This is a genomic window from Kitasatospora sp. MBT63, from assembly GCF_000710465.2.
In the GTDB taxonomy this organism is placed as follows: Bacteria; Actinomycetota; Actinomycetes; order Streptomycetales; family Streptomycetaceae; genus Kitasatospora.
Window position 1 is genome coordinate 1 of the sequence record NZ_JAIZ01000300.1, and the last position, 10,701, is coordinate 10,701.

Annotated in this window: 12 protein-coding genes; 3 read left to right on the forward strand and 9 right to left on the reverse strand. The window is 73.4% G+C overall.

What is annotated here, in order from left to right:
• Positions 1–113 precede the first annotated feature (113 nt).
• Complete coding sequence (locus AA75_RS18560) at positions 114–1,241, forward strand: DUF2332 domain-containing protein (protein ID WP_082526624.1); 1,128 nt, start codon at positions 114–116, stop codon at positions 1,239–1,241.
• Positions 1,242–1,316: 75 nt separating this feature from the next.
• On the opposite strand, the gene AA75_RS18565 is transcribed toward AA75_RS18560, so the two are convergent.
• Positions 1,317–1,838 (reverse strand): DinB family protein, encoded by a 522-nt coding sequence (locus AA75_RS18565; protein WP_033821211.1) that lies wholly within the window; start codon positions 1,836–1,838, stop codon positions 1,317–1,319.
• A 228-nt stretch (positions 1,839–2,066) separates the two neighbouring features.
• Here AA75_RS18565 and AA75_RS53485 point away from each other — a divergent pair, with 228 nt between their 5' ends.
• Positions 2,067–3,032, forward strand: a complete 966-nt coding sequence (locus AA75_RS53485) for a transglycosylase SLT domain-containing protein (RefSeq protein WP_051812727.1) — start codon at positions 2,067–2,069, stop codon at positions 3,030–3,032.
• 81 nt (positions 3,033–3,113) lie between these two features.
• On the opposite strand, the gene AA75_RS18575 is transcribed toward AA75_RS53485, so the two are convergent.
• The 6 genes from AA75_RS18575 to AA75_RS18600 form a co-directional block, all read right to left on the reverse strand.
• Positions 3,114–3,599, reverse strand: coding sequence for an HIT family protein (locus tag AA75_RS18575; RefSeq protein ID WP_233289079.1), 486 nt, complete (start codon positions 3,597–3,599; stop codon positions 3,114–3,116).
• Between the two features lie 135 nt (positions 3,600–3,734).
• A complete protein-coding gene (locus AA75_RS18580) occupies positions 3,735–3,926 on the reverse strand; it encodes a hypothetical protein (protein WP_033821212.1) in 192 nt (63 codons plus the stop codon).
• Between the two features lie 90 nt (positions 3,927–4,016).
• On the reverse strand, positions 4,017–5,426 hold the full coding sequence (locus AA75_RS18585) for a S8 family serine peptidase (protein ID WP_199520354.1): 1,410 nt from the start codon (positions 5,424–5,426) through the stop codon (positions 4,017–4,019).
• A 114-nt stretch (positions 5,427–5,540) separates the two neighbouring features.
• Positions 5,541–6,971: a WXG100 family type VII secretion target gene (locus tag AA75_RS18590; protein WP_051812729.1), complete on the reverse strand. Its 1,431-nt coding sequence runs from the start codon at positions 6,969–6,971 to the stop codon at positions 5,541–5,543.
• Positions 6,972–7,056: 85 nt separating this feature from the next.
• A complete protein-coding gene (locus AA75_RS18595) occupies positions 7,057–7,575 on the reverse strand; it encodes a hypothetical protein (RefSeq protein ID WP_033821214.1) in 519 nt (172 codons plus the stop codon).
• Positions 7,576–7,882: 307 nt separating this feature from the next.
• A complete protein-coding gene (locus AA75_RS18600; RefSeq protein WP_033821221.1) occupies positions 7,883–8,581 on the reverse strand; it encodes an endonuclease V in 699 nt (232 codons plus the stop codon).
• A 209-nt stretch (positions 8,582–8,790) separates the two neighbouring features.
• On the opposite strand from AA75_RS18600, the gene AA75_RS18605 reads away from it, so the two are divergent.
• Positions 8,791–9,042, forward strand: a complete 252-nt coding sequence (locus AA75_RS18605; protein WP_033821215.1) for a hypothetical protein — start codon at positions 8,791–8,793, stop codon at positions 9,040–9,042.
• A gap of 21 nt (positions 9,043–9,063) precedes the next feature.
• Here AA75_RS18605 and AA75_RS53725 read toward each other — a convergent pair whose 3' ends face one another.
• Together AA75_RS53725 and AA75_RS18615 are read right to left on the reverse strand one after the other, a co-directional pair.
• Entirely contained in the window at positions 9,064–9,798 is a 735-nt protein-coding gene (locus tag AA75_RS53725) for an RDD family protein (RefSeq protein ID WP_033821216.1), read from the reverse strand.
• 107 nt (positions 9,799–9,905) lie between these two features.
• Positions 9,906–10,517 (reverse strand): RDD family protein, encoded by a 612-nt coding sequence (locus tag AA75_RS18615; RefSeq protein WP_051812731.1) that lies wholly within the window; start codon positions 10,515–10,517, stop codon positions 9,906–9,908.
• Positions 10,518–10,701: the final 184 nt, after the last annotated feature.

Genomic DNA, 10,701 nt, shown 5'->3' on the forward strand with positions numbered 1-10,701 from the left:
CTCCCCCTCCCCCCTTCCTCCCCGCGACCGTGATCGGAATCACCCGGATGCCCTCTGCTGACGGGCCGTCGGCAGGCGAATGATGATCCCAGCCGACGGAACGGAGCCAGGAGATGTCCTCAGCGCCAGCAGCCCCCGGGGCGGCCGAGGGGAACGACGCCAGGGCGAACGCCATCGCCATGGTCGAGCAGCAGGCGCGGGCCTGTGCCGAACTCGGCTCCCCGCTCTACGCCGCCCTGCTCCACCAGGTCGCCCTCGACCTGGCCGCCGACGGCCCCTGCGCCGCGGCTCTCGCGGGTCACGAGGCCGACCCCTGGCGCGAAGCCGTCGCCCTGCGCCTGCTGGGCGGAGTGCACGCCCTGGTTCTGACCGGACGCGCCCCCGAGCTCGCCGCCCACTACCCGAGCGCCGGAGGCAGCTTCGACCCGGACCGGCCCGACGCCGCCTGGCCGGCGTTCCGCGCGGCCGTCGCCGACAACCTGCCGTGGGTCCGCGACTGGCTGACCAGGCCCCCGCAGACCAACGAGGTCGGCCGCGCCAACCTGCTGATCACCGGCCTGCTGCACACCCTGCACACGCTGCCCGGCGGCCCCCGCCCGGTCCGGCTGTACGAGCTCGGCGCCAGCGCCGGGCTCAACCTGCTCGCCGACCGCTTCCGCTGCGAGGCCCCCGGCTACTCGTACGGGCCCGAGGACTCCCCCGTGGTGCTCGCCGGGGCGTGGGAGGGCCGGCCGCCCGAGCTGCCGGCCGGTACGCCGCCGCTGGACTTCGCCGAGCGGCGCGGCTGCGACCTCACCCCGATCGATCCGCGCTCCCCCGGCGGCGCGCTTGCCCTGCGCGCGTACCTCTGGGCCGACCAGCCCGCCCGGGTGGCCCGGCTGAACGGCGCGCTGCGGCTCGCGGCCGAGTTCCCGACCCGGGTCGAGGCGGTCGGCGCGGCGGAGTTCCTGCGCGGCGTCGAGGTCCGCCCCGGCGCGGTGACGGTGGTCTGGCACTCCGTCATGCGGCAGTACGTCCCCGCCGAGGAGTGGGCCGAGGTCGAGCGGGAGTCCGCCCGCCTGGCCGCCTCCGCCACCGCCGAGGCGCCGTACGCGCACATCGCCTTCGAGCCCCGGCAGTTCGGCGACATGCACCGCTTCGTGCTCGCCGTCCGGATCGGCGAGGGCCCGGAGCAGCTCCTCGCCGAGGCCGCCCCGCACGGCCTGCCGGCCAGGACCGCCGACGGCCTCGTCCTCGGCTGAACGTGCGCCGCACCGCCCGCGCTGCCGCCCGGGGGCGGGCCGGGCCGGCCCGGTCAGGTCCGGGTCAGGTCCGGGTCAGGCCGTGACGTCGTGCAGGTGGTGGACCGGGTCGTGGATCAGGTACTGCGCGAAGGACGCGACCGTGAACCGCGCCCCGTCGCTGCGCGCGCCGGTCCGCTGCCACTGTGCGCCCCCGACCTGCTCGAAGGAGCCCGCCAACACCGCTGCCGCTTCGGCCAGTTCGACGGCGACCCGGGCCGGGTCCTGCTCCGCGTAGCGGTCCTCGACGGCGGTGTCGTCCTGGTTCCAGTTCGGGAAGGCCGGGTCGTCCTGGTCGAGCATCAGGCCGAGCCGGATCTCGAACAGCCGGAACACGTCCCGGACATGGCAGGCGTACTCCAGCAGGGACCAGGTCTGCGGATCCGGCCGCCGCCGGAGCTCCGCCGGGTCACCCGCGAGGAGGTCCACCCAGGCCGCCGCGTTGACGCGCACCATGCCCGCGACGGCCTCGGGGTCCACCGCCGGGGTGTCCAGGCCGCAGTCGGCACAGGGGCGTTCGAGCACCCAGGTCCAGTCCTTGGTGTCAGGAGTGATCATGACTCAAGGATGCGTCCCTCTCGTCGGCGGCCACCAGCGGCCGGACCGCCAACCACCCGCAAAATGCCGCCACCGGCGCCTGCGCCACCGCGGGGCCGCCGCCCTGGCCCCGGCTCTCCCGCCCTGGCCTCACATCTCCCGCCCGCCCCACCGGAGGCCGTTACCCGGCCGTAGGATGTGGCCCTCGCCCGTGCCCGGGCGGACACATGACCTCGGGGGAACACCACCATGACGGCCACCGGCCCACGTAAAGCCGCGCTCTGCCTGATATCGGTCACCATCGCCGCCGTACCGCTGGCCGGCTGCGCGAAGAAGGCCGACGGTACCGCCACCGCGGCAGCTGCGGCCGCGACCGCAGCCCGGCCGTCCCCGGAGGACTCGGCCACCCTCTCACCCAGCGCCCAGCCCACCGCGAGTGACGCCCCCACCACCGGCGCCTCACCCAGCCCGTCCGCCTCCGCCACCGCCTCTCCGAGCGCCAAGCGGACCAGCGCCTCGCCGAGCCCCGCCAAGACGGCCGCCAAGCCCGTCGCGGCCGCCCCGCCGCCCACCGCCAAGCCCGGCCCGGTCGCCCCGCCGCCACCCCCGGCCACCCCGCACACGCCGCCCCTGCAGAGCGGCTGCGCACCGAGCCACACCGGTACCGACGCCCCGCGCGCCACCGTCGGTGACGCCCTCGCCGCCGCGGCCGGCCAGTCCCGCACCCTCGCGCTCGGCAGCGGCGGCACCGACAAGCTCCCGCCGCTGCCGGTCGCCCTGGTCAAGGCGATCTCCTGGCAGGAGAGCGGCTGGCAGTCCACGATCCTGGCCTGCGACGGCGGGATCGGCACCATGCAGATCATGCCGAACACGGTCAGCTGGATGAACACCAAGTTCGGCACCAAGAGCGACGTCAACACCCTCAACGGCAACGTCCAGCTCGGTGCACAGCTGATCGACTGGCTGGTCGCCTACTACGGCGACTCCTGCTTCGGCGGCAACTACGACCTCTCCCCCGACCCGGTCACCGGCAAGACCCCGCTGCTCGACCTGGTCATCGCCGCCTACAACGCCGGCGCGGGCAACGTCCACTACAACACCACCACCGACCCGGCGACCGGCGCCACCGTCGGCACCTCGGTGATCCCCAACCCGAGCTACGTCGCCAACGTGAAGGCGATCATGGCCAAGTCCCCCTGGACGGCGGCCGGCTGAGCCCGCCACCCGTCCGACGGCTCCGCGCGGCTGCGGCCTACCGGTGACTCAACTGCGACTCACCAGCGAACCACCGGTGAGTCACCGGTCCAGCGCCGCGCGGAGCCTCAGCGCGATGCCGTCCCGCACCGCCTCCGGCACCTCCGCCGCCCCGGCGCCGGACAGTCCGGCGCCGAGCAGCCCGAACACCCGCGGCCCCCGGAACTCCTCCGCCAGCCCAGCGGCCCGCGGCACCACGTGGAAGTGCACGTGCTCGAAGCCGGCCGCCTCCGCGAACTGCGCCACATAGGTCTTCGCGCACCCCGTCACCTCCACCAGCGCCCGCGACAGCCGCACCTGCCAGACCCCCAGACCGGCCGCCTCGGTGTCCGTCAGCTCGGCGATCGAGGTCACGTGCCGCCGCGGCAGCAGCACCAGCCAGCCCGGCACCGCCGTACCGAAGGCGTGCGCCACCCGCCAGTGCTCGTCGAAGGCAACCACTTCCCGGGGCGCCACCGTCGAGGCCGAGCTTGTCGAGGCAGCCGGCCCGGTGAGGGCGGCGTCGGTCAGGCACGAGTAGCAGTCCACGCCCGCCAGCGTACGGCCCTCCGGGTGGCTGCAGCTGGTGCGCCCAGGAACACGACGCAGCCGGCCCCGCCCGTGGGGGTCGGGGCCGGCTCCGTCGTGTTCCCGGGCCCGCCGTACGGCAGTACGGCAGGCGCGTCAGCCGTTCTTGCGCACCACGCAGATCGCATCCACCAGGCTGCCGGAGACCGCGAACGGCAGCAGCGCGGAACACACCGCCGCCTCCTGCTCGTTGCGCGGCCCCTCCGCCGACGCCGGACCCGCCGAGGCGAGCAGGCCGGTCGCGGCGGCCGAGGCAACAAGAGCGAGAACGGCAAGCTTCTTCAACATGGCGGCCCTTCAGGTAGTCGACGGCTGTCGAGCCATCTCTTACCCGAAGGGCCGTTCCCATGGGGTCACCCTCGGCCGTCCGTGGGCGTGTCAGCGCTGATACGGATTTCCACCGGGCGGGGCCGGGGGCTGCTGCGGCGGGTACTGCTGCGCGGGGTACTGCTGGGCCTGCGCCGGGTACGGGGCTGCCTGTTGCTGCGGCGGGTAGGCGTAGCCCGGCGCCGACTGCGGCACGGGCCCACCCGGACCCCCGCCCGTCCCACCGGCCCCACCGGAACCACCCGGCCCGCCCGACCCGCCACGCGACCGGCGCACCAGGAACAGCACCAGCCCGACCACGAGGAGCAGTCCGACCGCCCCGCCGACCAGGGCCGCCACCGGCACGCCGCCGTCGTCCTTCTTCTCGGCCTGCGACCCGTTGCCGGCGGTGGCACCCGTGGCCGCGCCGGCACCGGCACTGCCACTGGCCTTCGGCGCGGGCTGTGCCGTACCGGGCGCGGTCGAGTCCTTCTGCGACTCGGCCCGCCCGAGCAGCGGGTTCTCCTTCGGCCCGCCGTCGACCGCCGGGTTGGCGGCCAGGGCGGCGGCGGGCGAAGCGATCCCGTACCCGTAGTTGTTGTTCGGCACGGCCGACTTGTCCGGCGGGGCCACCGCCGACTTGATCATCCGATTGATCACCTGCCCGGCCGACAGCTCGGGGTACTTGGCCCGGACGAGCGCGGCGATCGCCGACACGTAGGCCGAGGACGCGGAGGTGCCGAAGCCGTTGCCGTAGCTGGTGTCGGACTTGTTGGTGGCAACGTAGATCCCCACACCAGGTGCGGCCAGGGTGGTCTCTGGACCCTTGTTGGACTTGTCCCAGACCGCTCCGCCCTGGTCCACCGCACCCACGGCCACCACGCCGGGAAACGCCGCCGGGTAGCTCACCGGAGTGTTGTGGTTGCCGGTGTTGCCACTGGCCGCCACGAGGACCACGTCCTTGCTGACGGCGTAGGCAACTGCCTCTCGCACATCCCGGCCGTTCTGACCGCCGCCGAGGGACATGTTGATGACCTTGGCCCCGTGATCCACGGCGTATGTGATCGCCGAGGCCACCTTGGCCTCCTGCCCGGAGTCGATGTCGCCGTTCTCGTTCAGAGCGACCCTCACCGGAAGGATCTTGGCCTTCGGCGCGAGCCCCATGACTCCGGCACTGCCGTTGTCATGCCCGTGGCCCGCGATGATGCTGGCCATCTGGGTTCCGTGACCGAGCTTGTCCACCCGCCCGTCGGTGTTCTCCCCGGACAGGTCGGTGCCGGCCAGGACCTGGCCCGTGAGGTCCTGATGGCTCGCCATCACACCGCTGTCGATGACCGCGACCACGACGCCGTCGCCCTGGGTGATCGGCCAGACCCGGCTCTCCGCCCCGTAGTTCTGCAGAGCCCACTGCCCGTCGCGGATGGTGTCTGCACCGGCAGGGCCGATACCGACCCCCCACACCAAGGATGCTGCCGCAAGCACGGCCAGACCTTGCGCCGCTCGGTTGGTCGTCAAGCTACGTCACCTCACACGTGGGGAATCCTGGGATTGCAGATCAGTGGACCACGGCAGCGATGGGCGGCCCGTGGCGGCGGGTCACTCCACCACGTCGGGGTTCACCCGCCCACCGGGCGCCCAGGTCTCCTCGTCCTCGACCAGGTAGTCCGGCCGCGCCTTCGTCTGCTTCTTGTCCTTCTTGCTGCCATGGGTGCCACCGGGCATGCCGTTTCCCTGCTGACCGGCCCCGCCCTGAGCGCCCTGGCCTCGACCGCGGCCGAGACCCGAGCCGCCTTCGGTGAACGCGGTCTTTCCGGTGCCACCGTGGGCCGGGTCACCGACAACCCCACCGCCCTTACGGACCAACCCGGATCCGGAGCGACCGCCTGCGGCACCACGGGCTCCCAGTCCGCCGCCCTTGGTTCCGTCGGCACCGCCGCCACCACCTGCCGCTCCGGCCCGGCCGTTTGCGCCGCCGGACGAACCGGAAGCGCCTCCGCCGTTGCCGGCACCTACGGCACCGCCACCGGTGGAACCACCCTTGGCACCGAGCCCACCACCGCCGAAGCCCTTACCACCGCCGCCGGTCGAGGTGCTGCCACCCTTGATCCCGCCGACGCCGCCGCCGAGACCACCATGCGAACCTCCCCCACCGTTCGTGGAGGTGCCACCACCGTGGCCCGTGTTCTGGCCGAGGCTTCCGCCCGTGACCGTGCCGGGGCCGCCCGCGTGGATACCGTCGATGCCGGTGCCGGGAGTCAACGAGCCCGGCGACTTCGGCTTGGGCGCCGGGGTGGAGGCACCGCCCTTGATCCCAGGCTCGGTGATGGTCGCCGTCGTGGTCTTCGGTGCCTGCGCGGTGGCCCCGAGCGAAGGCCCGGACGACCGAGGAGACGTCGACAGGCCACCTGAGGTACGCCCGCCCGCCGAGAGACCCATGCCCCCGCCCATGATGAGCGCCCCGAGCGCCGCCGGACCCGACGAGTCCGGCGGAGGAATGTCCTCCACGGACTCGAACCCACCCGTGGGCGGCTTCAGGTAGGCCGTGGTGGCGCGGTACTTGCTGGAGAGGGTCTCCATGACGGCGACCGCCTGGGCCTTCTTCTCGTCGGTGATCGTGGTGCGGGTGTCCTCGTCGTCGACGCCGACGGTGGCCTCGATGGAGTCGCCGATGGCGTCGCCGGCCTTGTCGAGCCAGCTGGGCTCCTCGGGCATGTCCCGCTTGGCCGTGTCGATCGCCTCGGACATCATCTGCATCGCCGCGGCGGCGTCATTGGCGTACGCGGCCGCGTTGTTGACCGCGTTCGCGAGCTTGGTCATCTTCGAGTAGAAAGCGCTGCTGGTCGACCCCTCCCAGGAGGAAGTGGCGTCGGCGGAGGCGGTGTTGAGGGCGGTGCGGATCTGCTTGAGGGTCTCGGTGGCCTTGCGCCAGGGGTCGCTGGCGGCCATGACGCCGCCGGAGTCCATGGATTGCACCATCTGGCGCAGGTCGCCATGGCTGTAGTCGTGGAAGTTGGTGTAGTTGGTCATGGCCGGTCGCCTCCCGTTTCCGTCCTCGTCCCGGCTCCGGAGTGGGTTTCAGGAGCTGTGGTCGTCCCCCGAAGGACGTGTCCCGCTACCACGACGGCTTCGGCTCTCCGCTGCCCGACGGGGACGCGCTGCTCACGGGTCCGGTCGGGGAGGCCGTGCCGGTCGGCTTCGGCTGCGAGGCGGTGTTCCCGGTGCCGGTGTTGGTGCCGTACGCGGCCTGGCTGGTGGCCGAGGGGTTGCCGACCGACCAGCCGTCGGAGCTGATCCGCAGGGTGCGCGAGGTCTCGTGCTCCTGCTCCTCGTAGTTGACGGCGGTCAGGTCGGCCTTGCGCTGGGCCTCGTCGATCGCGTCGTAGAGGGCGTTGAGGACGTCCCGCAGGCCGTCGCGCATCTGCTGGTACTTCTCGTGCAGGTCCACCGCCTCCGGGAAGCTGCCGAAGGCGGTACCGCCGACGCCGCTCTGGCCGTGGACGCGTGTGCCGTCCGCCGTCGTCTGGAACTCGTTCAGAAGACCCCGTACCTGGGAGGCGAAGGCGCGAAGGCCGTCCACCTCCACGCGGTAGCCGGCCCCGGAGCCGCCGGTCGAACCGCTCCCCGTGCTCACGTCCTCGTACCTCCCCCGTACCCGGTGTGGCGGGCCCGGTGCTACCGCACCGCTCGCCGCTCACTGGCCGTTGCCAAGCTTCAACCCATATGTCTAACACATGCGACGCGGTGTCAGAACGGCGACTCGGAGCCAGCCGGCCCGCCCGGCGTGCACCTGGCCGTACCTCCAGCCGTACCTCCAGCCGTACCTCCAGCCGTGCACCCGGCCGTACGCCCGCCGGCGCCGCGGCCGCCCACCTGTGGCTTCCCGGCTGCTGGGCACCGTACGCCTGCTGGGCGCCGTCCGCCTACCCGGTGCCGTACACCTACGGGGTGCCGTGCGCCTGCTGGGCCTCGGCCAGCCGGCGGCGGCAGAGCGAGTCCGCGTGGCGGGTGGTCTCGGGGAGCCGGTAGGCGGGTGCCAGGGCCAGCGTGGTGGCGACGGCCTCCGGCAGGCCGATGCGGTGGCCGACCGACACGAAGACCGGTTTGACGTCCCGGCGGGTGCGGACCGCCCGGCCGACCTCCTCGGCGCCGTCGAGGAGCGGGGACCAGTCACCGCGGTCGGGTCCTGGCTCCCGGTGGGTGAAGGTGAACGGGGTCTTGGCGACGCCGATCGCGGGCAGCCCGGTGAGGACGCCCAGGTGGCTGGCGAGGCCGAGGCGGCGGGGGTGCGCGAGCCCGTAGCCGTCACAGACCACCAGGTCGGGGGTGGTCCGCAGGTCGGCCAACGCGTCCAGGACGGCGGGCAGTTCACGGAAGGCGAGCAGCCCGGGGAGGTAGGGGAAGGCGATCCGGCCGGTGGCGGTGGTCTGCTCGACGACCTTCAGGGTGGCGAGGTCCAGCAGGACGGCGGCGGCCACCACCAGGTCGCGTCCGTCGTCGTACGCGACGTCGACGCCGGCCACCAGGGCCCCGTCGCCCGCCTGCGGGGCCGGTCCGGCGGCGACGACCAGCGGGCGCAGCCGTTGCTGCGCGGCGAGTGCCTCGGCCTCGCTGGTCGGCCAGTCGGCGGGTACGGGCATGCGGTCCCCCAGGGTGTCGGTCTGCGGGATCACCGTACCGAGCGCACCGCGGGCGGCTGCGCCTGGCCGGTATGAGCCCGTGCGCCCCCTCTGACTCTGCATATGCCCGGATCCGCCGATTACCCTGGTGAGGCTGTACTTACCTGCCTGCCGTCATGGGTAGGCACTCAGTGCCGGATTCCCATCCCCCGCGCGAAGGACTGACCGCCATGCCGCGCCCCACCACCGCACAGCTCTGCACGGGCATCCTGATCGTCGTCGCCACCACGGTGGCCCTGCTGGCCGTCTCCGGGTCGTCCGGGGTGTTCGAGGTCGCCGTGCTGGTGGCGTTCGCCGTCGCGCTGGGGACACTCGCGACGGCGCTGCTCATGTCGGTGGCCGCGCAGCGCCGGGCGGCCGTCGCTACCGGGGTCGGTGAGCGGCCGGGAGCGCCGCGGCCGGAGTACGCCGGCCGGGGCTGAGCCCCGGGTCGTACGGCGGGGTCAGGCGGTGGAGATCACGACGGTCTTCGCCGCCTTGTCGTGGATGCACTGCCGGTACGGCTTGTCGAAGACGCCGAACAGGCCGTCGACCGGCCACCACAGGGCGCCGCAGCAGATCACCGCGGGCAGTACGAAAGTGGCGGACCGGATCCAGGCCGCGTTCCCGGTGGGGATGCTCCCGTCCACGAGCATCGCGACCCTGAGCTTGAAGAGCTTCTTGCCGACGGTCTGGCCGTCCCGGCCGAGCATCAGGCCCTCGTAGACCAGGTAGAACGCGTACGCGAGCCAGATCGGGCCGATCCAGCCGTTGTTGCTGGTCAGGTCCGCGAACGGCAGCGACACCAGCACGGCGAGGATCAGCATCATCAGGAAGTCGAGCACCTTGGCGACGATGCGGTTGGACCAGCTGCCCAGCGGCGGCATCCCAGGGACCGGCCCCTCGCCGACGTTCCCGTACGGGCTGCCGCCGGGCGGCGGAGCACCGTAGGGAGCTCCGTACGGGGAACCGCCGTACGGGGACGCCTGGCCGCCGGGGGGCGCGCCGTACGGGGCGCCGTACCCGGGCGGACGGTCGGACGCATGGCCGGACGCGTGGTCCGACGGGGTGTCGGCCGGGGGCGGGGTGCCGTACGGGTCGGAGGGCGCACCTGGGGGCGGGCCCGCCTGCGGGGGCTTGTCGAAGGAGGGCTTGTCGCCCCCTTCCTGCTCGCTGCCTGAGGAGTTGTTGGTGCTCATGCCCCGAGTAGAACACCGCGCGCACGGCAGGCTTGGGATATCTATGATGTTTTGTCCGGTTTCGAGCCGGACGGCCCGTCAGTCGCAGCCGGCGCGGTGATCGCGCGTCAGGCGCGAACCACGCGGGTCCGGGCCGCACGGTCCTGCAGTCCTCGTCGCTCCCGCCGGTCGAGGAGCGGCCACACCAGGCCGACCACGAGGACCGCGGCGAACTGGCCGCTCACCCAGCGGAGCAGCGATCGGGCCGGACGCGGCGGCTGCGGCCGGGCCCGGCCCGCGGCCGGTCCGGCGTCGACGACCTTGATCCTGGCGAGCCGCTTGCCGAAGGTCTGACCGGTCCGGGCGGTCGGCAGGACCTCGTACACCACGCCCAGCAGGACCAGCACGCCGAGCAGGGCGGCCGCCTTGCCGACCACCAGCGGGTCGACCAGCCAGACCTGCACGGACCGGCCCGTCAGCTGCGAACGGGCCTGCGCCTGGTCGAGCTTCTCCCGCAGGTGGTCGAGGGTGGAGGCGGCGAGCGGAACGGCCGCGGCGGCGGCGACCACGGCGACCACCGCCGTGTCGACCGTCCGGGCCAGTAGCCGGCGGCCCAGCCCGGCGGCCCTCGGCGGCACCGGTCTGCGCGCCGCGGACGTCGCCGCCGCGCCGGGCTTGGCGGCAGCGCCGGGCTTGGCGGCAGCGGGCTGGAAGGGGGCGGACCGCACGGCGGCGGGCATCGGGACGGTGGGCTTCGGAACGGTGGGCTTCGGAACGGTGGGCTTCGCGGCGGCAGGCGTCGGAGCCACAGGTGCCGGAGCTGCGGGCGTCGGAGCTGCGGGCGTCGGGGCTGCAGGCGTCGGAGCTGCGGGCCGAGCAGTCGGGGCCGGCGTCGGCGCCGCATGGGCACCGGCGGGGGCGACC